Here is a 24,334-nt window from a genome sequence, read left to right as displayed (position 1 = left end):
CACTCCCTGTAGAGGGTAAACTATAGGGGTGACACAGAATTTTGAACACTACCTGACCAAGAGTTGGCCGCACCTGCAAAAAAACCGGCGTGAAGCCGGTTCTTTTATTTAATTGGCCGAATCAAAGGTCTGACATTATCCTTTCTCTCCAGAGCTCTTAGATCATTGATATCAAAGTCCAAGATCTGGTTGAGTAAAGGTTCTGTTACGTTCAACTCATTCAGTAAGTTGTCTACCGTCTTACCGTAGCTCACTACATAATGCTGGACTGCATCAGGAATGAGTTCCGACTTCTCATATGGAATGAGATGGTCGTCTTTTTCCTTCTTAGACTCGTATTTCTTCAGCTGGATGATAGCTCTTTTGTATTGCGCTTCATTCAAAAGGTCCAGCTGCCTTGCTCTGAATAAAATAGCAGCTTTACTGACGCCCCAGCGCTCTTTTAGGCTGGCTACCATCCCCCAGTTCAGGCGCGAGCCGATGTAAAACTCTTTTCCGAAAGAGCTTCTTGGCATTAGAAAAGCGCTGGCAAAACGGTTGGCTTCGGACTCGGTTTGTTTGCAGCCAGTGACGATGCCTTTATGCATAATCAGGTGACCAACTTCATGAGCGATATCAAACCGCAATCTGCCTGGGCTATCTTTAGCGTCGTTACGTACAATTAAAGGGTGCTTCATCACCCCTGATAAGGCGTCAACTTCTAAAGAGACCCCTTTGAAGGTTGTGGTAATTGCGCCTGCAAGTTCAGCAGTGCGGGTCATATTGTCAATTGGGCCAAGTCCTAGGTGCCAATGAGATCGTGCTCTTTCAGCTATCCGCTCGATATCCAAGGCGCTGGAATATTCCGGTTCATCCGGAAAATCAGGCTCTGGAAAAACAACATAATTACTAAGTATGTTTAATAGCCGTGCAAATAGTGCGATATGGGCTTTAGCCTGTGTGCGCGATGATACTTTGGATGTTCTGTTACTTCTGAAGTGGATTGCATCATCGGTTAGTACTCCAGTTGGAGGGACAAAAAAGAACCCTTCATTAACAGAAAGATGCCCAGCCAACGAAGCAAGCTGTTCGTTAGAAGGCATCCGGTTACTATTTTCAAGCTGGTGAATGTATTGGCGTGAAGCGCCGATTTTTTCGGCTAGCTCAGCAAGCGTAAACCCGCTGAGCAATCGTGCTAATTTTAAATTGCTACCGATAAAGTCATGGCTATCTGATAGGTTATTCATCACTGTTCATCTGTTCATCTCTACGATCAGGGAGGATCGTCTTAGCTTGTGGCTTCTTAACGGCCTGTACTTTGTGTTCCGTGATGGAACTTATTGTATTCACTGAGTTTTCTGACAGCTTCCAAACACAATGGACGGCATTGTATTCGTCAAGGCCGACAAATAAAACATCAAAATCGGTTGTTCCGTCCTCGATGTTTTCAGTGAGCTCAGTAAAAAAACGCCACTTCAAATTTAAGCTCTGTTGAGGAGGCTCAAGTTGAAGGAGCATTTGGTTGTCGTACAGATCACCCAGCAAGACTGCCTCTGCTCGGGACATGCCTTTGCCAGCAGGTTTTTTGGGGTTGGTATGATCGTCAACAGTGATCCTAAAAGGCGCACCTTTGATATCGAGGATAAGGCGGTTTGAGCCATCCTTTATCCCCAGCCAGCTGCGCTGTTCAGCGGCCAGTGCCAACAGGCGATTTTTTTGACGATCAAAGCGCGTACACCCTTTTGAGTATCCCGAATCATAGGTTGACTGTAAGTCTTGATCTGTCTCGTCCGCCTGTTCTTTGAGTGCCTTGGCAATCATAGTTAAGCGTTCATCGGTGAATTGGGATACGTATTTAGAAGGGTGGTTTTCAATCATCAAGGAATCTCTATTATTGATTAAGGGTATTTTGAGCGAAGTTTGTTAAGCAATAATAGAATAATTCTTTATTTTGTCAAGCAATCGGTCGTTAAGGGCTGTTTGGGTATCCAGTTGTTTGGCTGTATGAGTAATCAATCAAAACCCCGCCTCACCCGAGGCGGGGTTTTTTATTGCCTAAAGAACTCAATGGCGGTTTGCGATCACCGCCGGTAGCCAGTCGATCCCTCTCGGGGCTGGGAAATCTTTGACCTGATTCCGTGGCTGCTGGCCTATCCAGCTTGTAAGTTTAAATTACAATCTAAACTTACAATGCGTCAAGTCTTTTTAGAATTAATTTAAAGTATTTCTTACAATAGCGGGCATAAAAAAACGAGGCCTAAGCCTCGTTTTTAAAGTAACTCTATGATTTTGAATGCTTTCTTTTAGATTTCGCCCATCATGATCATAAATACCCTTCCGATAACTCTGAGATTTTGGAAGTTAACAGGGCTTATCACCTCATCGTAATCAGCAAAGTCGCGGTTATCGCTTCGAATTAACCAGTTGCCATCCATTCGGCGAACCAGGCGTTTTACTTTCAGATCTTCCTCTACGGCAATTGCATATACCTGCTGATCTTTAGGGATCTTGTCTGAGGTGTCGACTAGAATTGTGTCGCCATCGTGAAGTCGGGGAGACATTGATTCTCCCTTTACTCTAACGGCAACCACTTGTTCTTCGGCTATTCCGTGTTGAACAAAGATCTCTTTGCCTACTGTTACGTGCTCTGTAGCGACTTCCATGTTTGCGTAAGTTCCTGCCCCTGCAGCAAGTTCGATATCGAGAAGAGGGATTTGAGCAGCGTATGAGCTCACTTCATAAGAGTGGATGATCTCGCCTGATGCGCCTTCAGGTGCAGTAGATGAGCCGAAGGTAAGCCACTCAGGGGTGACCTCTAAGGTTTTAGCTAGCTCTTCGATCCGATTGCCGCGGGGTGCTGTTCTGTCATTTTCCCAATGCTGGATAGATTGAGGCGTAACACCAATTTTGGCCGCCAATTGAGACTGATTGAGTCCAGCTGCTGTACGTGCTTCGGCAATTCTGCCGCCAATAGTTTTTTTCATAGACAGAATTTTACAAGTTTTCCTTTAACTAGAAATGCAAGAATAAATTCAAATCCGTTGTGCAATTTTAACTTTTAATGTAAGTTTCTCTTTCAAAGGCAAGAGGCCTAACAATGAAAAGTATAGAAAAAATTGTATCTGAAGCTGGAGGAGCGAGTTCTGTTGCTCGGGCTTGTGGGGTAAGTCCTCAGGCTGTGCAGCATTGGATTTCGAGCAACAGAGTTCCAGCTAACCGAGTATTGGTCTTAGAGGCTTTGATCGAGGGCGATGTATCTCGATATGAGCTCCGACCGGATGTTTTCGGGATTGCACCGGATGCGAATGATCTGATGTGTTCAGTTTGCCCGTGTGTGAAGCCTGATCCAACGTGCTTAAAAGGAGTAAGCCCTCATGGGACGAAAATCAATGCCGCATAATGGCGGCACTTTGTCGCTGTCTTTGGCGTGTTATCACGCTGTTTACGATTACCCCGGCGGTGTCACGGCAGTGGCGGCGGTGTTCGGGTGGAACCCGAAAACACTGGGTAACAAGCTGAACCCGACCATTAAAACCCATCTGGTGAATGCCGATGAGGTGACGGCCATTTTAGAGCTGACCAAAGACCCGCGCATTTTGCAGGCGCTGGGTGAGCCGGTGGGCGCTACCTGGCATTGGCTGGATGAAGTGCGGGATGAACTGACGGATCTGGATGTGCTGGGTTCCGGCGCGGCGGTGATGGATGGCGCTAACCGTGCGATTCAGGAAGTCATTAAGGCGCTGGACGATGGCACGGTGGATCGGGTGGAGTCGGGCAAGATCCGGGCGGCGATTCATGAAGGGCAACGTCAGCTGACGGTGCTGAAGAAACTGGCAGAACAGTTTGAGGAGTAGGGACATGAGTGATGAAGATAAAAAAATTGAGTTTCCGGCTATTCAGGCGGATCAGCTGAAAACGGTTGTGGGGTATGGCGAGGTTAACAAGAAGATTCGACAAGCTAAGGGAAGTGTTCTGAAGGCGATGGTTGATATTCGTGGCGGGTATTTTGGTTCGAGCAAAGTAGCGAGGCCAGAGCTTGAAGAGACTGTGGTTTATAAACGATTGCTTGTGATATCCGAAGCTCTGTCCGAACTGGACGATCTGACAGAGCCGGTGATTACCTCGAAACTTTAGTTTTCTATATCTGTGCTAACCCATCCGGTGGAGTGCATTAGGCGTAATCGGTAGTCATCTATACCTCTGTGCTCATCTGATGAGGCGGCATGTGCTGTGACTTCTACTTCCATGGTTTATTTCTCGATGTTCATTGTGTAACGGACATCAGAGGTCATATACCAGTCCATGCCGTTCGCAGCACTTCCGGGAGCGTGGATAACCTCGCCTACGCGGGGTATAGGGGCATTTTCGATTTCCAGCTCTTTAATCAAAGTTGTTTCTTTGAGCAGGGTGAAATGTACGGTTTGTGCCATGTGTCATTCCTTTGATGGTGTGTGAAGGCACCAGATTAGCGAATGACGAAATAATTGAACAGTTTTAGGAGTAGGTGATGGAAATTGATGATGTCCATTTTGATGAGGACGAATATCGGGAGCTTATTGAGAGTTTACTGCCACTGTTTGCAGATCTTGATGCAGCGCCTTCTGAGGTTAAGCCGGATGATATGCAGGTGTTTACGGGTGATACGGCGGCTTATGTCAGCCATAAGATCACGGTAGCCCGAAATGCGGTGTGCGATGCATTGCGTGGGATGCGTGCGGGCGCACCGGGCAACCATTCCTGGGTGAATGAGGCGATTTGGAGTGAAGAGGTCAAAGCACTGGTGAACACACCCACTTATAAGCAGCTGGGCGTGTTGTTGGTGCAGTTGGATCGGTTAAGCCAGCTTACCCAGGCTACGGTATCCGTATCAGTCCGGCTGTGAATCCGGTGATAGGGTTTCGGTGGCTTCGGCTCTGACCCATGCCTTCATCCGGTTGAGGTATTTGTATTCGTATTTTACCTCGGTAACGGTGAAGGAGATCTCTTCGTAGTCAGGCAACTTGGCGGTAATAACGTCGCCTTTGCTGGGTACGAGCAGATCCGACGACTTTGCTTCATGCACTAGGGTTTCTAAGTGGTAGAACGCGATATGTACTTTAGGCGCTGCCATGGGTCATTCCTTTGATGGTGTGTGAAGGCATCAGATTAGATGACGGGTGCTGTGTTTAAAAGGATCTTTCCTATGTGTTTCTTCTCTGGCCCTTAGCGGCTGTCTGATTTTTTTCTTCTTACATTTTTCTGATTTTTCACTGTGCCGTTCGGGCTGCAGGGGGAGCTTTTTTGCGCCCGAAAGGAGGGTTTTGTTTATGAGTTATGAGCTGATTACCACGCTACTACAGCAGACGATTGCCTATCATCCGGTGTTTCGTGATGTGGCGGGTTCTACGGTTGGCGGGGTGTTTCTGAGTCAGGCGTATTACTGGTCTACGGGTGGGCGTATCGCGGCTGAGCGTTCGGGTTGGTTCTATAAGACCGGGGCACAGTGGGAGGCTGAGACGCGGTTAAGCCGGTCTGAGCAGGAGCGTGCGCGGCGTGATCTGAAGGCGGTAGGTCTGCTGGAGGAGAAGCGTCAGGGGCGTCCGGCTAAGTTGTATTTCCGGCTGAATGTGAACCGGTTATTTAAGCTGATTGAGGCGATGGCAGAGGATAAACCGGCTCTGAAAAAAACCTAAGCAAAACCGTAGTTTGCAGGATTCTGCAATCAAGGCGGAAGAACCGGAAAAAGCCAATAAAAACAACAGTATGCAGGATTCTGCACGCTTGCCGGAGCCTGATGCCGTTAAACCACCGGATAAGCCGGAAAAACCTAATGAAATCAGCAGTATGCAGGATTCGACATCTAGTATGCAGGATTCTGCATCCCAGTTTGCAGAATCCTGCAAACTATATACAGAGACTACAACAGAGACTACAGCTGACGTCAGCGGCGCGTGTGTGCCGGCTGGTGGCTTTTCGGATTCGGCTTCGCCACCGGCAGATGTTCGGCATAAGTTTGCGATGTCGCTGGACTGGCAACCGGGTGAGCGGTTTGTGGGATTGTGCCGAACGCAGGGGGTGAACCTGTCTCGGTTTGATCAGGCGGGATTTGTGGATCAGCTGGGTGACTTTCGGAGTTACTGGAACACGGCAACGGATCGGGAGCTGTCTCAGGGGCAGTGGGAGCACAAGTTTGCTCAGCAGCTGAAGCGGGCGATGTTACGAATTTCTGGCAAGGAGTCACACCATGCAGCAGGTCAATCCTCAGGTTTTGCAAAGCCTCGCTCAGGGGCAGCCATCCTCGCTGACGGCTGTGCCGGGGCATTCGGTTAATCCTCAGTCGGATGAGAATCTGTCGGTGGCTTGTGGGCGGTATTCAGGGCGGGTTATCGACCGGATTTTTGTTCGTATGACCAGTAACTACGGGCACTTGTGGTCGAGCCGGTTTCCATCGACGGACATGCTGAATGCGGCAAAGGCTGAGTGGTCTTTAGCGCTGGATGAGTTCTCGTTGGATGAAATTAAACAGGGGTTTGAGCGGTGCTTTGAGCTGTACGGTAAGCCTCCATCGATGACGGAGTTTGTACGCTGCTGCAAGCCTGTGAATGAGGATTTCGGTCTGCCGGATCTGGAGGCGGCATACCGTGAGGCCTGCGCTAAATCTCATGAGCCGAACAGCCCTGGCATGCGGTGGAGTCATCCGGCGGTTTATCACGCTGGTCGTCAGGCCGGTTGGCATGATCTGCACTGCAGTCTAAACGGGGTGAAGAACAAATTTGAGAAGGCGTATCGGGCACTGTGTCAGCGGGTAATGGCCGGTGAAACCTTGTCGCTACCGGCTGTGAGTGCAACGGCGCTGGAGCACAAGGCGGGTGAGAAAACCCGAACGGAACAGGAAAAACAAACAGCTCAGCAGTGGCTGGGGAAAATGCGGTCGAGTTTGAGAAAGGCAGGTAAGCCTGCAGGAGGCAATCATGGGTGTGCATGAAGCGGTGGTAGAGACTGGTCTGCCGGTTAAGCGGCAGGGGCCAAAACGTCAGGGGCTGATCCCGTCGGTGGATCGTAAGCTGCAGACCTGGGGTGAGTGGACGTTGCGCAATGAGGATTCAGGCTCCGGTGAGGCGGCAGGTTGTTCGATGCTGGGTAAGTTGATTGAGGGGCAGGGGATGCTGATTCGTTCCACTGATCCTTCGGCGGGTTCTATGCCGGATGAGGTGTTTGATACAGGCCGTGCGGTTGAGCGCCTGCCGGTGAAACTTCAGCAGGTTGTTGAGGCGCAGTATCTGGATCTGACAGCGACTAAGCATCAGCGGGCAGAAGCCTGCGGATGTGCCCCGATGACGTTTTATCGACGTCTGGCAGAGGCGCATCAGAGAATTTTGTTTTTGATGAAAGCCCCATCCCAGAGCGGTTAGTGAGGCGTTTCTGGTGGCTTTGGTGCGATGTGTGCAAAATTGGGGTTTGACACATGTGGTACTCGACCATTAGAGTTCAGGCATTGTCGTCTTAGTGCGACCAGAGAAACCCGAGGCTAACCCCTCGGGTTTTTTTATGTCTGCAATTTGGTGATGAATGGACAAGCTCAGCCCTTTACGGGGTTGGGCTTTTTTTGTGTCTGGAATTTGGGGATGGCGATGGATAGAACCGAAGCAGCCAACAATGTGAGCGGGTTTGAGCGTCATGTTCAAACGGCGCTGGCTCTGTTGTTGGTGGCTGCGATGACCTGGGGAGGCAATAAGGTCTCTCAGAGTGTTGAGGCTCAGATTCGTACTGAGGAGCGACTGAAGGTCATTGAGTCGAAACTGGATCGGCTGGAGCAGGCAGATATGGCTGGTGAGCTGGCTACGCTGCGTGCGCGGGTAAGTGCGTTGGAGCGTGAGCGCGGTATGCAATCAGGAGGGTATTCCCGTGACTGAGTTAAAAACTATTCCGGATCATGCGGCAGCACTGGACTTTGGCGATCTGGATCATTTCAGCGCTGATGAGTTTCCAGAAGGTGTGCTGATGCGTATGGAAGCGGATCTGATCCTGGGACTGAACGAGTATCGGGAGAAGCTTGGGCATGCTGTTGTGCCTTCGCCGGTGTTGGGTGGCTGGTATCGACTGGATGGTTCGGTCACCAGTCGCCATTACGCGGTGAATCGTTTGTCGGATGCGTGTGATGTATTCCCGCGCTGTGACATTCGTGATGCTTTGCTGGTGGCGATGGGTTGTGTCTGGTGGGGCGGTATCGGTGTCTATCTCGATACAACAGGCCCGTCAGGTCATCCTGAGCCTATGTTGCATCTGGATATGCGGCCTGACCGTGTTATCTGGATGCGTTATGAAGGCCGGTATATCTATCCGTTGCGCAGTGAAGCTGAGCGGGTGGAGTTCTGGCAACGATTGGGAGAAGTTGCATGAAGACTGCACTGATCTTTTTGGCTCGCTTTCTTCTGCGTGTGCTGATGGATAAGGCGCTGCGTGGCTCTATGTAGCGCCGCGCAATTTTTACGAACCACTGGCGCGATAAATGCTCATTAGGATTCTTCCAGATTACACAACAGGCTTTCAATTTATCTCTGTGTCGCCTGCGACTGAATCAAACGCCGGCGCGCCCTCTCCAGATCCGCTTCATACGCCTTCTTGCAGTGCTCCTGTTCGTACCCGCTGAACAGCCAATCCACAAGCTTACGCATCTGCGACCAGCCTTTATGGCCTTGCAGCACGCCCTGTCGGTAAGATCGGCCTGATGTGGATTCATCCGGGGTGCCGCCAAGCAGGATTGTATTAAGCGCCTGGCTGGCCAAATCACCAACCCGAACGAGGTAGGGGCGTTTATCCATCACAGTTTCGCTCCTTCAATAAACAGCTGATCGATCTGGTCATCGGTCAGCTGCAGCGCATCGGCCAATACAGCTACAAAAGGATTATTACGCTCAATATGAGTCGCGTACTCCCACTCGATCTCTGCATTTGTTTTTTGCGGCTCTGGCAGTGCAGCGATAGCGGCTGGAACATCCGACAGTTTGCCTATGCTGTGCAGTGCTAATCGAGCCTGTCGGGCAGTGATTTTTTGCGGGATACCCGAACTATCACGTACCCATACCTCTCCATCAAAAATATCAGTTTCAATAACCGGCTCTTTATCTGTAGCACCCTCAGGTAATGTCGCGCTTTCACCTTGTCCTGCGTATCGTCCGAGTTCATCAAAGTAGTAAACAATCATAAAAATCCCTTATGCGACTTTCTGCACGTAGCAGAGCGTGTAATATGGCGGCAAATTTGCATTGGCTGCACTCTGGCCCGTTTTGCTAACCGTTACCGAGTGGCTGTGACTTCCACTCGTCATAACAGAGACTGCATGTGTATGCGATCCAGCAGCGTTGATGCTTAAACTATGAGAGTGATTACCAGCAGAACCCGTAACAGCAGAATTAAGGTATTCGGCACTATATGGCCAGCCACTCCCTCCTCCTGTGTAGTTAAAATCAGAACCAGCTGTTGTACTATGGCTATGCTCTCCAGCCGATAGTGCGGTACCTGTATGACTATGAGATCCACTAGAGGTTGCTGTACCTGTATGCGTATGCGCTCCAGCCGATGATGCACTACCCGTATGGCTGTGTTCCACTACAACAGCATCGCGACTACCTCCAATTTCCCCTATATCACTGCCATCTGCACCTAAAACAAACCGACCACGCAGATCCGGCGTACCATTCTGACCATCACACAATGCCCAACCATCGGGGATTGTAGAAACCTGCCCCGACCAGATCATAATCATGCCAATAGGTACAACATATGCTTGGGCAGCAGCGAGCTGCGCGGCTTGTGCAGCTTGCTCAGCTTGTTGGCGCTCTTGCTCTGCGATACCCGCCGCACTTCCGGCGATGTCGGCCTGTTCTGATGCTAATGCAACCTGTTGGGCTGCATTAGATGCAGCGGCTTCTGCCTGCTTACGCAGCTGATCCGCTGCGCCTGCTGATGTAGCGGCCTCAGATGCTTTACTCGTCGATGTACCCGCTGCAGTTTCCGCCAGCTGACGCTGCTGACCGGTCTCGGTGCGCAGTTGCTGTACAGTGGCTTTGTCTTGGGCGACCTGCGTTCCCGTCTGCACGATCTCGGCATGACGGGTGCCGATCTGATCGGCTGCTGACTGCAGGTCAGCTGCACAGAACGTGAGCTGCTGCGCCCAGTTTTCCAGATCGGCTTGGGTGCTGTTGATCTTTTCGATAAATGCCACGGTATCACCGACCTGCACGCGGTATTGCGTGAGATCGACAACCCCGGGAATTCGGATGTTAACGGTTTCTGACATGCTTAAACCTCGATAAACGCCAGGGGCGCTTTCCAATTTTGAAAATGCGAGTGATTGTGCGCGAAAGACGATTCACGGCGGCAGACCATGGTGTGCTCCAGCTGCTGCAGCTCATTGCCTTCCGGGTAGAGGGCAACTAAAAGATCCGCGCCCAGACCGACGCTGACCAGTTGATTGACCAGCTGCACCCGATCCGCATCACTCAACCAGTCCAGTTGCAGGCTGAATCGGCGACGCAGGTCACGACCGCCGATGGTGCGCAGTGATCCGGCCTCGGTCGGGATGTGCTCACCGGACTCCTGCCACTCCACACCAACGCCCCAGTTGAAATTCACGCTGGGTGCGATACTGAGGCCGATAAAGATCCGGCCAATCTCCATGTAACTATCCGGCCCGCCGCTCTCCAGGGTGATGCGATAGCTGTCGATCGCCACCGGCTGATCCAGCCAGTGAATACCCAGCGGTGAACCGGCGGGCATCTGGTCGTTGTAAGATGCGGCCCAGCCATCGACACCAGAGCGCCAAAGTCCCGCCGGGATCAGCAGCGCTGTAGAAGCCGTAATCGTCTCACCAACCTGGGCACCGGCATTAAAAAACTGAATTTTCAGGATGCCAGCACCTGCCAGGTTATGTCGTGCGAGGGCAATGCAATCGACAAAGCCACCATCGGGCAGCGTCGCAGTAATCACCTGGGTTTGCAGATCCGATGAACGCCACACCCGCGACCGTTCGCTGCGTTGAGTATTGGCGATTGGCAAGGCTTCGCTGGTGGCGGTCAACGTAGCGGTATCGTGCAAATTGGTCGCCAACAGCCTGAGTGTTTTGCTCATCAGTACCAGATCTCCAGTTCGGTTTTATCCCGCAGCGGGTTGCTGCGACTGCTGATCACACGCCCAATGCGGCCGGTTAATCGCGGATGATCCACCCGCACCGATTGCCCGACCGTATTCTGCAAGCCGGGACGCAGCACCGTGATGCGGTAGACATCGTGCCGGAGGCTTTTGATCTGCAGGCGTCGGTTACGCTCGGTGAGCGCATGAGCCTGGGTTTGCAGGGCGGTATCCAGTGTTTGATCCGGAGCCAACGGGTAGTTGCCCTCGGGGTTGCTTCCGGAGACCGCTAGCCATTCGCTGTTCAGGCGTTCGGCATCGGTTGCACTAATGCTACCGGCCACCTCGCTGATCGGGTTGTGGTTACGGGCGTAATTAAGAGTGAGTGCTTTCAGCGGCTCCTGAGTCTCGGTCAATGCGATCTGGCCGAACTCGATGTCGTCCGCATCGATAACCAGATCTGGCTCGGGCCCGGGCAGCTCAAACACCCTGACCACCAGCTCACCCAGCGCGTTAATCTGCCAGTGGCCGCCGATGGCGGTACAGACATCATCCAGCACCTGAGCACCCGTAACGGAACCGTCATAACGCAGGCCCAGGGTATAACCGGGCAGGCTGAGGCCACTGGTCAGCGGGATACTGTATTGATCCGCCACCCACTGGATGATTTGTGCCGGGGTTTGGTGCGGCTCCACCACCTCGCACATCAGCGTGCGGGGACTGTAAGCTGAGGCGACAAACTGACCGGACGCATAATCCGCGCTGTGACTGATCACAGGGCCGTTACCGTCCCGGACCACCAGCGAGGTCGCCGGCAGCCAGCTCACACGATAGGTGAGCGTGCTGGTGCTGATACGGGTAGCCGGGGCGCAAAACACCTGCCCCAGAACCAGCGGCACGGGTTGCCCGTTGGGCAGCTCAGGCCGCTGGATCTCCTGCTGCAGCTGTGCTGATGCATCGTAGATACCCAGTTGGAGTTTGCCGCGTCGGGCATCGATCACGCCGCCATTGGTCTGGCGGGCAATCACCCGAAAGTCATCCAGCGACCAGGACGGATCACCCAGTTTGAGCACCACGGCATACCCCCGCCATCGGCGGTTAACCCAGTGCGTGATGCTGCCATCATCCACCAGATCCAGCGCCCCCAGCTCCAGCTGAGAATCCAAGCGGGCACTGATCTCCAGTTCGCCCTGCAGCAGATCGTCATAGATGCGATTGGGGTCGCTGTCTGTCGGTTTACTGATATAGGGGCGACTGCTGACGTACTCTGTTCCGGCGCTGTGCTCCAGCTCTGCCAGCACAACACGAGGCTGATTCGGCTGCGAGAGCCATTGCTGGTACTGCTGATCTGTAATCGCCATCAGAGCACCCCCACCGGTGGTTTAGCGGCACGGGCTACAGATTCCGTAGCACGCTGCTGATCTGTACGCTGTTGCTCGGCTTTTCCGTTGGCACGGCGTTGCTCAGACTCCAGCCGTTCAACCTGCGCGCGCAGCTGCTGAATCTCAGCGAGTAACGCCGGATCGGTTTGTACGATGACCTGAGACGACGTAGAGCCATTGTTCATGGATTCGCGAATGTGGTTTGCAACGTCCGCTGTTAGCACCATCTCGTTTTTGTGCAACTCAGCTTTATAGCCATCAAACGGGACACTGTTTAGGCCGTCTGCATGAGAGCCGTGCGTGCGGTAATACTCCAGATCACCGGCTGATAACGTGGCCGTGCCCGCTACGATTCGTGCTGAGTAATCCGCCAGATCGGCTTCGTTATAATCACCACCGCCGGTTAACTCCCATAGCGCCAAAACCTGATCCATAACCTTTGAGTTGTTGTTTTGGTAGTAAGCTAGCTCTTGATTGATCTGCCTCATATCTGCGGCTCCTGAATCAATCGCGGAGGCATAGCTCGACAGGTCTGTATTGCTGTAGGTGCCACCCCCCATCTGATCCCATTGGGATTTTATTAAATCCTCGGTAGATGACGCGGCTGATGCCGCAGCCGTGCCGGTAATAGATCCCAGTTGAGACGCCAGAGTCTCTGGCAACAGCTCCAACAGCTGACTAATAGACGTGAGCGCATCGTACTGCGAGACCGTCCAATCCAGCTGCTCACGAGCATAATCACGTATACGCTGTTGCTCTGAAAGCATTTGCGCATTGAGTTTTCCGACTGAGTCACCATCCAAACCACCCATAATGTCGAGGCCAAGCTGGTCAAGGGACTGGCTAACATCCTCGAAAATAGCGGTGTACGGATCGGACCGACCGTAGTACGAATCTGCATTCTGCAAATAGGCATTGGCTGCGCTTTGCAGCTGACCCGCGGCATCCAGATCCCCGCTCTCGGCCCGGACCAGCAGTTTTGCAAATGCTGCACTGGCCAGCTGCAGCTTTTCACCCGGGTCATAGGGTGACAGATCGCTGATTTTCAGCTGCTCAACGTACTGACGCAGCTCACGCCCGATACGCATCTGCTGCTCTGCGAGTGCGATACGCTCCCGGTAGTCGGACTCGATGCGGGACAACTCTGCTGACGACCAGTCCGCCAGGCTTTGGAGATATGGCGTTACCGCATCGGAGATCTGCTGATTTTGCGCGGCTCGTATTGCCGCGGCGGCCTCAATGGCGGACTGAGCGGTTTTCTCCATCTCATCGGCGTAATCACTGAACACGCCCTGCAGCCGCATCAGCCGGGCATAGGTCTGCTGACCGCTTTCTGTGGTCAAATCCAGTGACTCCACCAGTGAACGAAATTCCGCTTTACTGGCCGGCAAGGTCTGGTTCAGATCGGCAAAGGCAACGGTGAGCTGCTGTTGCAGGTGCGCCTGCTGCTCTGCTTCGCTGAAATAGTTTTGGTAATACGCAGCAGTTTGAGACTGCAGCTGATCAAAGCCCCCGGCCAGATCCGCCAGGCTTTGGGTCAGCTCGGCTGAGGCCAGACCGGAGACATCAAACTGCAGGCCCAGCCGATCCGCCGTCGCTTGGAAAGCCCTGCTTTGAGCGGTCAAGCGGCCCAGCGTCTGGAAGACGCCTTCGCCGGCTTCCTGGTACTGTTCCACCCAGCCGGACAGATCTGCGGCATCCAGCATCTGAGAAGCCCAACGGTCAAGATTACTGCTGATGTAGGCTTCGATCTCGGCACTCAGTTCATCGCCTTTTAAGCCCTTCAGGGACAGCTTACCCTTGTCGATGGTGAGACTGCGGATATAACCGTCCACGGACTGATCCACCAGACGGCCGGCAATATCCATCTCACCGGCCACATCGGCCAACACCGACGCAGCATTGCCGAACACATCACCCAGCTGGTATTGAATCGAGTCATCCAGATCAAAACGCGTTGTACTACTGGAACTGGATTTGATACCGAATGTGCGCCGGGTGGTTTTGATGCGCTGGTATGCCTGGGCAGAGACAAAGCCACCGTCAATTACATAACCCAGCGTCTGATCCGCGAACTCGATACCGGCATCCTGCAATGATTTTTTCTTGCTGTAGATCGCACTACTGACAGAGCCAATCAAACCGCCGACAAAATCACCCACGATCCCTAAGCCAGCAGCATTCAGCGCACCTGATGCAATATTCACCATACTGCTGCCCAGTACCGTATCCAGCGCTTTTGAGGTTGACAGCGATCCGCTGTAATCCTCCAACCCCCCGGCCTGCGTTAGCTGCCGCGCCATGCCGGTTGATACACCAGCAATACCCGACTCAATGGCCCGCAAGCTGGTGAGCATGTCGAAATTCACACTGAGGACATCGGTGTTCATATCCACCAGTTCAGCGGTCAGCTCGGAAACGGAGTGCGACTTGGCGTTAATATCCCCCAGCACCGTACCGGTAGACTGAACGCCCTGACGGTATTCCGCCGTGTATTTTTTCATCTGCTCGTCATCGGCTTTGTTGTGAGCGTTGATCGCGGCCACCGTAACCAGGGCTCCGGCCGCAATAGCACCGGACGCCATGCTGATGCCGGCAGAGCCGGCGGCACCGGCCGCGCCACCCAGGCCCGGACCGACAGGACCCGCACCGGCAGAACCTGCTCCCAGATTACCCGCACTACCGACCAATCCGGCCAGATCCGATACCGAGCCCGCCGGGCTCAGACTCTGCTGCACATTGAGGATAATCGGCTTGGTCAGCGCTTCATGGGCCATCTCCGCAAGCATCTGAGTGAATGCGGACTGAATGCCATCCACTAAGCCGCCAAAGCCGTCATCAATATTGGCCCAGGCATCGGAAAAGGCGCTGTCGATACGGTCGGCGGCCTGTTCAGTCAGCGTGGTGAGAGTGACGGTATTGGCAGCGATAGATTCTGTGGTTTTGGCCTGTGCTTTGGCAGCCTCTTCGTCTGCGGCTTGCTGGGCTTCCAGCGCCGTTTTGCGGTCATCCAGTGCCAACAGGGTTTCGATCTGGGTTTCGTTATAGCCCTGCTGGGCCAGATCGTAAGCCAGTTTGGCGCGCGTGCCTTCGGTGAGGGCGATAATCTCTGCGTTGTATTGGTTGATACGATCGACAAACAGGTCGCTTTGGCGCTGGGCCTGTTGTTCGGCTTTTTGAGCGGCATCTGCCGCTTCTTTCTCAGCTTTCTGGCGTTCTTTCAATCCCTCGATATAGTCGTATTGAGCCAACAGCGTTTGCTGCAGCTGAGGCTCCAAACCCTTCTGCTGCAGCTGATATTCATACTGAGCACGGGCACCCAGTTCCAGTGCGATGATCTGCGCATTATGGGTCGCTGTCAGTTTAGCGAACGACTCCAGCGTCTTATCCGGCACGGGTGGGGGCGATAGATTCTCGGGGTTTATCGGGCCTGCGCTGTTCGCTCGTTTGATTAGATCTTCCAGCATTGCCAGCTTTTGATTGTATTTTTCTGCCTCTGCGCTGGCCCCGTCAAATTCAGCTTTGGCGTCAACTAGGTCGCGCTTCCATTGCTCAATGGCGATTGAATCGCCCTGCATCGATGGCAAAAACTGGGAATGATTGTTCTGATACCGCTCTATCTTGTAGGTTAAGCCGTCAATTTGAGACTGGTACTCTTCCAGATCATTTTTTGCATCGGCATAGATGTCAGCACCCTGCATCAGCTGTTGCTCTAGCTGTGCTTTGGTCAGCCCTTCTGTACTCTTTTTTAGCCAATCCGTGCCATCTGCTGCGGTTTTAGCGCTATCACCCCAATCAATAAAAGCAGCCGCCGTCAAACCGGCAGTGATCGCCAGACCAACAGGCCCGCCCAATAAACCCAGTAACGCGCGGCCTGCGCCACGGGTGGCGGCTTGTGCAACAGCCAGGCGTTGTGTTGCTAGGCGATGAGCCTCAGCGGCTTTAGCCGCCGAGCCATGAGCAACCGTTAAACCGGTTTGTGCCTGGGCATGGCGCAGGGCCGCAGCGGTAGCGACCGATTGCGCCTGTGCCAGCTTTAACTCTTCGGCAACGGCGGCACGTTTTGCCAGGTTATCCTTTACCGTGGCTGCGGTACTGACCGCAAACGCCCCAGCGGATCGGGTGGCCGCCGTCACCAACGTAACGCCCAGCACCGTTGTCAGTTCTTCTGTATTCTCAGAGACCCAGCGTGTCCCGTCACTTATACCGTCTAAAACAGGAATCAAAGCATTCCCTACGGGCTGCTCCAGAGAGCGTGCCAATAAGGTGTAGCTGTTTTGCACATCGGTAAATTTGGCGCTGAGATTGTCTGCGGTTGAGGCAGCAGCGCCTTCATAATCCTGAAAGGCGACGATCAGAATGTCCCGGAACATATCCGAAGTAACCTGCCCATCATTCACCAGCTGACGAAAGCCACCGGCGGCTTGGCCGCTGGCCCGATCCAGAGCCTGCAGTAAGCCGGGCAGAGGCTCGGTAATCTGATTGAGTTCTTCCGCGCGCAAAGTGCCTGCCGATAACCCCTGCGCCAAACCATACAGAGACTGTTCCAGCTGAACGTTAGAGGCACCGAGGCGACTGCTGGCATTGGATAGGCCTTCGAGAATGGCACGGCCCTGCTCACGGCTGACGATCTGTGCCTCTTCCAAAGACAGAATACGGCTGTAACCATCGCCCAAGGTGAGCAGGTTTTTATGGTGTTCCTGGGAGAGATCGATCAGGTACTGTTCATTTTCGGCAAAGGCGGCAGCCGTGGTTGAAAGCCCTTCCAGCTTAGTGGTCATATCCTGATAGCTGGCAACGGTCTGTACCATCTGCTGACCGGCACTGAATGCCTGGCTAACACCTACAAAGGCCAGTAACTGATGCCGGGCATCCTGCAGCTGCTCAGAGATCGACTGCACCCCGGCACGGGTTTTACCGAACGCCTGAGCACTGGTCTGTGCTGCCTGCTCACTGCGCTGACCAAACTGCACCACATCACCGGTGGCGTTTTTCAGCACGCCGCTTAACTGGCGACCATCGGCTTTTAGTGTTAGCTTTAGCTGCAGATCATTGGACACGGAATCTACCTTATGCTTGCAAAAATGATGTTATGGGGCGCGCTGTTTGCCCTATATGGCCTGTTTGCTGGCGTCACCTTTGCGTTTGTCGGGGGCTGCCTGATGGTCATTGCCGGTATTGCCGGGATCTTCCTTTCTGTCTTTCGTTGAAAAGCGATCTATCTTTCCTGATTCAACTGCTGCCGCGCTTCGGCTTCCAGCACCTGAAACCGCCGCCAATCCTCGGGGCTGATCTCAAACCCGCCCCGGCGGATCACCACATCTACAGCGGGGTAGTTCATCCCCTGGACAATGCCGGTCATGGGAAGATGCTGCCAACAGCTGCCCGCACAGGCCCAGAACAAGCGGGCCGCCGGCCAGTTCTCTTCCAGCACCCAGCAATCATCCGGGGCATCCTGAGCGGCGGTTGAAAGCCGGTTTCGCATTTTTTGTGCGCTGGCCGGGCTGACCAGCTGATCCAGTTCCGTGGCATCGGCGGGGGTGTCCGCCAATGCCTGCCGGGCGTAGTAGTGCGCGACCTGGATCAGGTTCGCTTCAGGTTCTTTTTTGTGATCTGCTCGTTATAGGTGCTGACCAGGGCCATGCTGATGGCGGGGTCCACTTTCACCGCTTTCAGCAGCGCCTCACCGGTTAAGCGCTGGCCGGACTCATCCTGCAGTTCCAGTTCCTCTTCATTCACACCCACCAGCACCAGATCCAGCAGACTCTTGTCGGTATTGGCGTCATCCCGCAGGGCGTCCAGCGCCGTGACCTTAAAAGTGGCACCAAAGCTGCCGGAGGCGGGTTTGCCGTTGTCATCCTGAAAATGCACGGTGCAGGGAGCGGTAAAGGTACGGTGGGTATTCAGTTTTAAAGCCATGATGGTTTTCTCCAGCGTTAATAAAAGGTCAATAAAAGAAGATGTAGGTCGGGCTTTAGCCCGACAATCCTGATGCCTGTGTCAGACTGACCGTGTCGCCCTATAAGGACGACCTACACAGAGTTAATGGAAGAAGAGATAAAACTCGTCGTCATCGATGCCGGTCACATCAAAAGACAGGTCATAGGCATCCGATCCGGCACGCTCTTTATCACTGATTCCGGTCATGCGGGTGGCAGGCAAGACCAGGGAAACACGCTCACCAGGCACACTGCCCAGGGTGGCGTGGATCGATGCCTTACCGCCATTGGCCCAGAGGTCGAACGGGTTAAAATCCGCCAGATCCACCGCTTCAGGATCGATACTGCCGGTAGGCTTACGCCCGGTAATCCGGTAACTGTGACGGCCATTGGGGCTGTTGATATCCGGCACCGGCTGAATATCCGCCCCCAGTTTGAAGCTCAGCTTCTCAATGGTGCCGGTATCTGTGGGGTAATCCCCCAAGGCCAGCCCGGCGCTTTGTGCAATGGGCGGCTCAATAGCGCTGTACTCCGCCTCCGGCAGGGGCACATTGGCCGGGGACTGGTACAAGCCCTTCAGGCTGAAATCCGCTTTACAGAACTCACCCGCTGACCAGTCAAAACTGAGATCGCCAATCGCGCGGGTGGCAATCCGGCGCTGGCCGTCCATATGGCCGTGAATGACAGCGGTTTTGTACTGAGTGCGGTCACTCTCTAAGCGGTAGACCAGAGCATCGGCCACACTGGCCGTGGTCGCCGTTGCGGCACCGGCGGACAATTCATCCGCTGCTGTTGGGGCGGTTTGCAGATCACGCACCCAGATCACGGCTTCACCGGCCACATCACCCACCACGACATGGGCCACGGTGCCCACCACACCCGGTGTGGTGGTGTTTGTCAGTTCATCACCCAACTCAGGTAACCCCACCAGACCGGTAACGGCGATCATGGCTCCGGCCTCGGAGACCATGCCGCAGGCCATCAGCAAGGGGTGCATCGCCGGGGGCAGTACCGTGGTGCCGTCGGTATCCAGACCGGCACCCTTCATCTCAACGGGGATGCTAATATCCCAGTTTTTAGCCCCAACGATGCCGCCCACCTGGGACATACTGCCACGGACCACATCACGGGTTTTGGTGTCGCCATTGGGATTCATGGCAAAGCCGGAGAGGGTTTCCAGCACCTGCATGGCCCCGCTGACACTGCCGTCGGGATTTTCCAGGCCGATGGCGATATACCGGCGGTTGCTGCTATTACTCATAAAAACTCCTGCTCATAAGATAAGACGCCCACTGTTTTTTATCAGGCCGACGCCCGGCGCTGAATCTGGGTCTGGTAACGATCCATCCACCAGATCACGTTATTTTCCATCCGGATCAGGCCGCTGGTACTCAGCAGGTATGGGGCGGTAGTGCCCTCAGCTTGCCAGCCAAACAGCGCCTGGCGTACCGCATCGCGGGCGGTTTCCAGCTTCTGGGAACCGCGCTCACCGTCGGGATCGTTCAGGGTGCGAATGGCAAACACCACACCCACGGTGACCAGCACCTTCTGCACTGCAGGGCCGGAGACCCGCTGACTCTTCTCGGGTTGCTCTGCCACCGGCACTACAAAACAGCTCACCCCATTAACCGGCGGACGCTCCATAGCTGCCGCCAGACTGACCGCTGACCCCACGTTGTCTAACGGGCTGTCCGCGATTGACTCAAGGCGAGCTTCCGTTTCCATCAGCAGCATCAGATGAACCCTGTCGTGTTTTTACGGCTAAAGACATGGCCGTCTGACTGCATCTCGGCGGTATCCAGGCTTTCCGGTTCAGCAGCCAAGGCAACGCCCAACGTTGCTTTACCTGTACTCAGTGCCTCTAGGTACTTGATGGCATCATTCTTACGGGCAATCACCGCATCTGATGGGTTGTTATCCAATTCATAGCGAACCAGGGCTAGCGCCTGATTGGCTAATACCGCTGGCACATTGGCCAGCGGTAATGGGTAACGTCCACCGACGTAGCTATCAATCAAGCTGGATGCACCCGCAATCGCTGCATCGACTGCACCAGGGCGGCCATACTCCAGATCGGCAATATCAGAACTGCCAAAACGGTTCTCAAGATCAGCGCGAGTGCAATAAGCCATGATTATTCTTCTGCCTCTTGGCTTTCTGCAGACTCAGCAACCAAACTCTGGTACGCGGCCCAAGCAGCATCACGCTCATCGGCGGACGTGCCTGAAGGCATCGCCGATGTTTTAGGCGCACCATTGGCCATCCACAGTTCGGCATCCTTGCTATCCAGCTCAGAAATATGAGCAACTAAATCAGCCAGCTCATCGGCGGACATTAAATCGCCTGCCAGCTTCTCATCATCCAGCACCCCTTCCGTTTCAGACTCAGGACTTGATTGAGGCGGCTCTTCAGAAGAGGTGTCCGTTGAATCTGAAACAGGCACTTGTTTCGCTTCTGCTTCATCCAATACCCGGACTGCCAGGCGTGGTTCTGATCGCATTTGCTTAACTTGCTCCAGAGTGAAGTGACCGGCTTTATACTCAGTCGGACCCGCAGGGTGGCTAATGCCTGCCCGACGGAACCCAGGGACCGAGCAAGTGATTTCAATGCGGCTGTCAAACAACTGAACTTCAGACATTGCATAGTTCTCTCTTTGTCAGAAGGGGGTTAACCCAAAACGAAAAATGGGGCGTTAACGTGGTGTCAAAGGGCCGGACGTTATTCCAGCCATGGGACAACCAGCACTTCCACGGCCTTGTAGTTAATGTTGCTTTCGCCCTGTGCTTTGTTTTCCGCTTCGATAACCGCTTTAGCTTTTGCTCGGTTTTTAGGGCCAACGACCAACAGATCCGGCATATTGCCCAGGGGGCGACCTTTGTCTGACTTGAAGCTGCTCAGCGTTTCATAGGCGCTGTTGAAGTTGGCTTCATTAAGGTCTGCCTTTGAGGCAAATGCCTGCTGCCAGAAACCAAAACCCCAGCTACCACGGGCATCAACGCCGTACAGGTACTCATCGCTCATAAAGACACGATCTGAATTACCGGCATCGGTTTTAGCCTGCAGCTTGTAATCCTTGCGGCGCTGATAAATCAGCGGCTTCAACGGACGGCGGGTATCCAGCAGGAACCAGGCGGGACTAGCACCAGCCTGCATATTGCTTACTGACTGAACATCATCTCCTTCACCAACCGGGTGATCCGTATCGAAGAAGTTCTGATCGTCGTAGCAAAGGGTTGAGAAACCCGCTGCCAACAGGTCAAAAATCATCTCATCCGGATGGGTTGCTGCGGCATAACCCATATCCTGAAATTTTGGTGCCAATACACCATAGGTATCATCTTCAATACGTTCAGAAGGGATGCCTTCAGTGGCTTCAAACTTGCGGTTTTTCAGTGAATAACCGTGCTGCTTCATGCGGTTGATCTGGCGATCACCGATCCACTCTCGCAGGCGACTGAACTCACCGAGCCATTCATAGTTTTCAGTGGCGGTATTGGATGGCACTAACGTGGCAATCCGGGGCCAAAGTGGGGTGTAGCTACCGCGCCCCTGTTGGAATGAGGTGTTCACAGCGGCATAAAGTGCGCGCAATGCGTTTGGTGTAATATCCATGTTAATTACCTGTGTTCAGTGGATTAAACGCCGACAGAAACCCAGACGCCGTTGACATCAACCTGAGTGATTTTTCCTGCTGCATTACGAGTCGCGGTGTCATCTGAGATCGATACCTGGCCATCCGTCACGAAATAGGCGGTTTGCCCTACATTAGCGACGGTGATATCACCGGCATTACTGAACTTGTGTTCACCCGTAACAACTTCTGCCCGCACGGCACCATCAGCGCCCAGGCTGTTATCCACTTCAAAAGTGGTCACACCTGCGGGTATGCCCGTCAGCACATCAACCGTGGTCAGATAGCCACTCACCAAAACCACTGGGGTATTCGGCGCAATGACAGCACCGGCTTTAACCGGGTAATCGCGTTTGCGACCTTCGCGTTCTGCTAGAGCACTCATATCAGTTCAGCTCCTGTTTGGATTTCAGGAAGTCTTCCTTACTGATGCCGGTCGCTTTCAGCACGGCCAGATCCTCAGCAGACAGTTCTTGATCAGCACCTTCGCCTTTTTTAGGTGGGGCGGTATCTTGGGTCTGCTGACCTTTCAGCGCAGCCACAGCAGGGCGAGTAGCCAACATACCTTTCAGTGCGGCCACGCCTTGTTGTTCTCCAAACTGAGTCAGATACTCTTCCTCTGCTGCGAAGACACGACCTTCCTGCTTAGCATCGGCAATGACTTGTTCGATGCTTTTTTCATGACCATTGGCTTTCAACTGAGCCAGTTCAACCACTGCAGCCTGATAGGTTGCAACCGGCACAAACTTGGATAGGTCAACATCATCCGAACCCTTGGCCTTGAGTGCGGCCAACGCCTGATTCGCTGAATCTGCATCATCAGCCTTAGTCTTCAGCGCACTCAATGCGGCCATAGCAGACTGCATCTGTGCTTCGGTTGGTTGCTGGCCTTCATCGACATTGACGCCGAGCTTGGCCAGTAACGCCTTCAGTTTTTCATCCATCGGGGAATCCTCGCTGTGGTTGGATGATGTTTGATACTGAGCACACAACGCAGCCACTGCCTTCATGCCATCAATACCCGGTCGGTTCACCAGAGCCGCACTGTGCAAAGACAGAGGTTCGCCGGTTTCTTTGGAGTAGGGAAAAACAGCAGATAAGAAACGGTATTCGCCGTTTTTGATGAACTCAGCCGCACGGCTAGTCCAATTAGGCTTGATCCAAAGGCCGGAGCCATCACGCCACTCAACATCTTTAAACCAACCGGCAGCGGGTGCAGGCTTACCATTTTTATCGGCCAACAGGGTTTGGTGTTCGTAGTCGATCACCAGGTCATTAACCGATGCTGATAATTGAGCAATGAGGCGCTGAGCAATGGAGGCATCAATAAACCACTTCCCGCCAGGCACATCGAAAGGACGACCATCGATAGCAGTAAAGTGGCCTGCAGGTAACAGCTGTTGCCAGCCATCATCAGAAGACTCAGATAATGCTAACGAGGCCCAACCGATATTTCCGGTGGTTGCGGTCAGTACCGCCAGGGCGGTTTGTGATTGCGTATGTGTTTTCATAGCCCCAGATTAGGGGCTGGCGGTGCGGGGTGGAGATTCAAGCATTTCGCTAAAAATCAGCGGCTAAGAATCTGCAAAGTCATGAGAGAGGAAATAGGATGGCAATGTTAACGGATTTTATACCTTCAAACGATTTATAAAGCTTTTACAGGGCGAAAAACCAAAATAGTCGAGTGAATACCCGTATTCGCCCCGGAGCGCCTTAAAAAGCCGTTAGGGCGATAACGTCAGAAAGTCCTGCAGGATGCCGATAATCTCATCTTCATCGCCAGCGCTCAGGCCCAGAAACGGACGGGCGGGGATATCGCCCCACAGGTGCGGGAAGTCTGCCTTTTTACCGCCGAACTGCATCATGGCGGCGTAAGGCTTATTGGTACCGACGGTGGCGTAATCATCACCGTACTCACTGTGAACACTGGCAGCCAGCTGACCGGAATCCTGCAGAGTCTGACCGGGCCAATGGTTTTTGGCTTTTCGTCGGGGGATGGTGGTGTCTTCACTGAGCGATGCCCACGGCGTGCCATCTGGGGCTTTCTGTTGTTCAAAGGCATCCTCAACGGCTCCGGTCATGACACCGGAAAGCGCCCGCATGACCGGTTCCATCGCCTGAGAGCGTTCCAGCAGCTGGTTAAAGGCGTCAAGAATAGCTGCGCTGTTGTGTTGAATTTCAATGGTCATGAGTTACACTCTTTTATATCCAAGAGGGGTGTACGTCGATGGGTAAGACGGGGGTGGCGGTTTCGGCTGCGCCCTTTATGTGCGGTTCGAGTCCCACCCCCCTCT

Annotated in this window: 32 protein-coding genes and 1 tRNA gene; 12 read left to right on the top strand and 21 right to left on the bottom strand. The window is 53.6% G+C overall.

The features are described 5' to 3' along the window. Window positions 1-104 precede the first annotated feature (104 nt). The 3 genes from AC4GL5_RS11730 to AC4GL5_RS11720 all read right to left on the bottom strand — a co-directional run bounded on the left by AC4GL5_RS11730 (window position 105) and on the right by AC4GL5_RS11720 (window position 2,963). Window positions 105-1,226 (bottom strand): helix-turn-helix domain-containing protein, encoded by a 1,122-nt coding sequence (locus AC4GL5_RS11730; RefSeq protein ID WP_490382970.1) that lies wholly within the window; start codon window positions 1,224-1,226, stop codon window positions 105-107. Continuing rightward, window positions 1,219-1,857 carry a hypothetical protein gene (locus AC4GL5_RS11725; protein ID WP_490382969.1) on the bottom strand — a complete coding sequence of 213 codons (639 nt, stop codon included), beginning with the start codon at window positions 1,855-1,857 and terminating at the stop codon, window positions 1,219-1,221. Before AC4GL5_RS11725 ends, AC4GL5_RS11730 begins: the two co-directional genes overlap by 8 nt. 425 nt (window positions 1,858-2,282) lie before the next feature. Then, window positions 2,283-2,963 (bottom strand): S24 family peptidase, encoded by a 681-nt coding sequence (locus AC4GL5_RS11720; protein ID WP_490382968.1) that lies wholly within the window; start codon window positions 2,961-2,963, stop codon window positions 2,283-2,285. A gap of 113 nt (window positions 2,964-3,076) precedes the next feature. On the opposite strand from AC4GL5_RS11720, the gene AC4GL5_RS11715 reads away from it, so the two are divergent. Genes AC4GL5_RS11715 through AC4GL5_RS11705 form a run of 3 tightly spaced genes read left to right on the top strand, consistent with a single transcriptional unit; the run spans window position 3,077 to window position 4,113 of the window. Beyond that, the gene (locus AC4GL5_RS11715) at window positions 3,077-3,379 is read left to right on the top strand and encodes a transcriptional regulator (protein ID WP_490382967.1); all 303 of its coding nucleotides are present in this window, start codon (window positions 3,077-3,079) and stop codon (window positions 3,377-3,379) included. Next, window positions 3,354-3,833 carry a phage regulatory CII family protein gene (locus AC4GL5_RS11710; RefSeq protein ID WP_490382966.1) on the top strand — a complete coding sequence of 160 codons (480 nt, stop codon included), beginning with the start codon at window positions 3,354-3,356 and terminating at the stop codon, window positions 3,831-3,833. Before AC4GL5_RS11715 ends, AC4GL5_RS11710 begins: the two co-directional genes overlap by 26 nt. 4 nt (window positions 3,834-3,837) lie before the next feature. Beyond that, window positions 3,838-4,113, top strand: a complete 276-nt coding sequence (locus AC4GL5_RS11705; RefSeq protein ID WP_490382965.1) for a hypothetical protein — start codon at window positions 3,838-3,840, stop codon at window positions 4,111-4,113. Between the two features lie 116 nt (window positions 4,114-4,229). On the opposite strand, the gene AC4GL5_RS11700 is transcribed toward AC4GL5_RS11705, so the two are convergent. After that, window positions 4,230-4,409 carry a hypothetical protein gene (locus tag AC4GL5_RS11700; protein WP_490382964.1) on the bottom strand — a complete coding sequence of 60 codons (180 nt, stop codon included), beginning with the start codon at window positions 4,407-4,409 and terminating at the stop codon, window positions 4,230-4,232. 77 nt (window positions 4,410-4,486) lie between these two features. Between AC4GL5_RS11700 and AC4GL5_RS11695 the strand changes: the two genes are divergently transcribed. Beyond that, window positions 4,487-4,861 (top strand): hypothetical protein, encoded by a 375-nt coding sequence (locus AC4GL5_RS11695; RefSeq protein WP_490382963.1) that lies wholly within the window; start codon window positions 4,487-4,489, stop codon window positions 4,859-4,861. On the opposite strand, the gene AC4GL5_RS11690 is transcribed toward AC4GL5_RS11695, so the two are convergent. After that, complete coding sequence (locus AC4GL5_RS11690; RefSeq protein WP_490382962.1) at window positions 4,847-5,089, bottom strand: hypothetical protein; 243 nt, start codon at window positions 5,087-5,089, stop codon at window positions 4,847-4,849. The two genes, AC4GL5_RS11695 and AC4GL5_RS11690, sit on opposite strands and share 15 nt — an antisense overlap. A 196-nt stretch (window positions 5,090-5,285) precedes the next feature. On the opposite strand from AC4GL5_RS11690, the gene AC4GL5_RS11685 reads away from it, so the two are divergent. The 6 genes from AC4GL5_RS11685 (at window position 5,286) to AC4GL5_RS11660 (ending at window position 8,358) form a co-directional block, all read left to right on the top strand. Further along, window positions 5,286-5,651, top strand: coding sequence for a hypothetical protein (locus AC4GL5_RS11685; protein WP_490382961.1), 366 nt, complete (start codon window positions 5,286-5,288; stop codon window positions 5,649-5,651). 13 nt (window positions 5,652-5,664) lie between these two features. After that, entirely contained in the window at window positions 5,665-6,288 is a 624-nt protein-coding gene (locus AC4GL5_RS11680; RefSeq protein WP_490382960.1) for a DnaT-like ssDNA-binding domain-containing protein, read from the top strand. Continuing rightward, window positions 6,203-6,943 (top strand): replication protein P, encoded by a 741-nt coding sequence (locus AC4GL5_RS11675; protein WP_490382959.1) that lies wholly within the window; start codon window positions 6,203-6,205, stop codon window positions 6,941-6,943. The genes AC4GL5_RS11680 and AC4GL5_RS11675 overlap by 86 nt, the downstream gene beginning before the upstream one ends. Next, entirely contained in the window at window positions 6,930-7,370 is a 441-nt protein-coding gene (locus tag AC4GL5_RS11670; protein ID WP_490382958.1) for a hypothetical protein, read from the top strand. Before AC4GL5_RS11675 ends, AC4GL5_RS11670 begins: the two co-directional genes overlap by 14 nt. Before the next feature lie 213 nt (window positions 7,371-7,583). Further along, window positions 7,584-7,871 (top strand): hypothetical protein, encoded by a 288-nt coding sequence (locus AC4GL5_RS11665; protein ID WP_490382957.1) that lies wholly within the window; start codon window positions 7,584-7,586, stop codon window positions 7,869-7,871. Further along, window positions 7,864-8,358, top strand: coding sequence for a hypothetical protein (locus AC4GL5_RS11660; protein WP_490382956.1), 495 nt, complete (start codon window positions 7,864-7,866; stop codon window positions 8,356-8,358). The genes AC4GL5_RS11665 and AC4GL5_RS11660 overlap by 8 nt, the downstream gene beginning before the upstream one ends. Window positions 8,359-8,510: 152 nt before the next feature. Here the strand turns inward: AC4GL5_RS11660 and AC4GL5_RS11655 are convergent, their stop codons facing one another. From AC4GL5_RS11655 to AC4GL5_RS11630, 6 genes are read right to left on the bottom strand one after another with little or no spacing between them, the layout of a single operon-like run. After that, window positions 8,511-8,780: a hypothetical protein gene (locus AC4GL5_RS11655; protein ID WP_490382955.1), complete on the bottom strand. Its 270-nt coding sequence runs from the start codon at window positions 8,778-8,780 to the stop codon at window positions 8,511-8,513. Beyond that, window positions 8,780-9,163 carry a hypothetical protein gene (locus AC4GL5_RS11650; protein ID WP_490382954.1) on the bottom strand — a complete coding sequence of 128 codons (384 nt, stop codon included), beginning with the start codon at window positions 9,161-9,163 and terminating at the stop codon, window positions 8,780-8,782. Before AC4GL5_RS11650 ends, AC4GL5_RS11655 begins: the two co-directional genes overlap by 1 nt. Before the next feature lie 9 nt (window positions 9,164-9,172). After that, the gene (locus tag AC4GL5_RS11645) at window positions 9,173-10,258 is read right to left on the bottom strand and encodes a hypothetical protein (RefSeq protein WP_490382953.1); all 1,086 of its coding nucleotides are present in this window, start codon (window positions 10,256-10,258) and stop codon (window positions 9,173-9,175) included. Between the two features lie 2 nt (window positions 10,259-10,260). Continuing rightward, entirely contained in the window at window positions 10,261-11,088 is an 828-nt protein-coding gene (locus tag AC4GL5_RS11640) for a hypothetical protein (protein ID WP_490382952.1), read from the bottom strand. Further along, window positions 11,088-12,449 (bottom strand): hypothetical protein, encoded by a 1,362-nt coding sequence (locus AC4GL5_RS11635; RefSeq protein ID WP_490382951.1) that lies wholly within the window; start codon window positions 12,447-12,449, stop codon window positions 11,088-11,090. Before AC4GL5_RS11635 ends, AC4GL5_RS11640 begins: the two co-directional genes overlap by 1 nt. Then, window positions 12,449-17,530 (bottom strand): tape measure protein, encoded by a 5,082-nt coding sequence (locus AC4GL5_RS11630; RefSeq protein ID WP_490382950.1) that lies wholly within the window; start codon window positions 17,528-17,530, stop codon window positions 12,449-12,451. The genes AC4GL5_RS11635 and AC4GL5_RS11630 overlap by 1 nt, the downstream gene beginning before the upstream one ends. Before the next feature lie 12 nt (window positions 17,531-17,542). Here AC4GL5_RS11630 and AC4GL5_RS11625 point away from each other — a divergent pair, with 12 nt between their 5' ends. Beyond that, window positions 17,543-17,680: a hypothetical protein gene (locus tag AC4GL5_RS11625; protein ID WP_490382949.1), complete on the top strand. Its 138-nt coding sequence runs from the start codon at window positions 17,543-17,545 to the stop codon at window positions 17,678-17,680. Between the two features lie 8 nt (window positions 17,681-17,688). Here the strand turns inward: AC4GL5_RS11625 and AC4GL5_RS11620 are convergent, their stop codons facing one another. From AC4GL5_RS11620 to AC4GL5_RS11575, 10 genes are all read right to left on the bottom strand, one after another. Next, window positions 17,689-18,021 carry a hypothetical protein gene (locus AC4GL5_RS11620; protein ID WP_490382948.1) on the bottom strand — a complete coding sequence of 111 codons (333 nt, stop codon included), beginning with the start codon at window positions 18,019-18,021 and terminating at the stop codon, window positions 17,689-17,691. Window positions 18,022-18,053: 32 nt separating this feature from the next. Continuing rightward, window positions 18,054-18,389: a hypothetical protein gene (locus AC4GL5_RS11615; RefSeq protein WP_490382947.1), complete on the bottom strand. Its 336-nt coding sequence runs from the start codon at window positions 18,387-18,389 to the stop codon at window positions 18,054-18,056. A 123-nt stretch (window positions 18,390-18,512) separates the two neighbouring features. Then, on the bottom strand, window positions 18,513-19,670 hold the full coding sequence (locus AC4GL5_RS11610) for a phage tail tube protein (protein ID WP_490382946.1): 1,158 nt from the start codon (window positions 19,668-19,670) through the stop codon (window positions 18,513-18,515). Window positions 19,671-19,711: 41 nt separating this feature from the next. Continuing rightward, window positions 19,712-20,143, bottom strand: coding sequence for a phage tail terminator protein (locus AC4GL5_RS11605; RefSeq protein ID WP_490382945.1), 432 nt, complete (start codon window positions 20,141-20,143; stop codon window positions 19,712-19,714). Then, window positions 20,143-20,541 carry a gp436 family protein gene (locus tag AC4GL5_RS11600; protein ID WP_490382944.1) on the bottom strand — a complete coding sequence of 133 codons (399 nt, stop codon included), beginning with the start codon at window positions 20,539-20,541 and terminating at the stop codon, window positions 20,143-20,145. Before AC4GL5_RS11600 ends, AC4GL5_RS11605 begins: the two co-directional genes overlap by 1 nt. A 2-nt stretch (window positions 20,542-20,543) precedes the next feature. After that, window positions 20,544-21,047, bottom strand: coding sequence for an HI1506-related protein (locus AC4GL5_RS11595; protein ID WP_490382943.1), 504 nt, complete (start codon window positions 21,045-21,047; stop codon window positions 20,544-20,546). 80 nt (window positions 21,048-21,127) lie between these two features. Then, window positions 21,128-22,021: a Mu-like prophage major head subunit gpT family protein gene (locus AC4GL5_RS11590; protein WP_490382942.1), complete on the bottom strand. Its 894-nt coding sequence runs from the start codon at window positions 22,019-22,021 to the stop codon at window positions 21,128-21,130. A 23-nt stretch (window positions 22,022-22,044) separates the two neighbouring features. Next, a complete protein-coding gene (locus AC4GL5_RS11585) occupies window positions 22,045-22,425 on the bottom strand; it encodes a hypothetical protein (RefSeq protein WP_490382941.1) in 381 nt (126 codons plus the stop codon). A 1-nt stretch (window position 22,426) separates the two neighbouring features. Next, entirely contained in the window at window positions 22,427-23,551 is a 1,125-nt protein-coding gene (locus AC4GL5_RS11580) for a phage protease (RefSeq protein ID WP_490382940.1), read from the bottom strand. A gap of 213 nt (window positions 23,552-23,764) precedes the next feature. Further along, entirely contained in the window at window positions 23,765-24,229 is a 465-nt protein-coding gene (locus tag AC4GL5_RS11575; protein ID WP_490382939.1) for a phage virion morphogenesis protein, read from the bottom strand. Between the two features lie 23 nt (window positions 24,230-24,252). Here AC4GL5_RS11575 and AC4GL5_RS11570 point away from each other — a divergent pair. Further along, window positions 24,253-24,334, top strand: a tRNA-OTHER gene (locus AC4GL5_RS11570).

This window comes from Oceanospirillum sp., from assembly GCF_982874595.1.
This window is presented reverse-complemented; position numbering and strand designations above follow the sequence as displayed.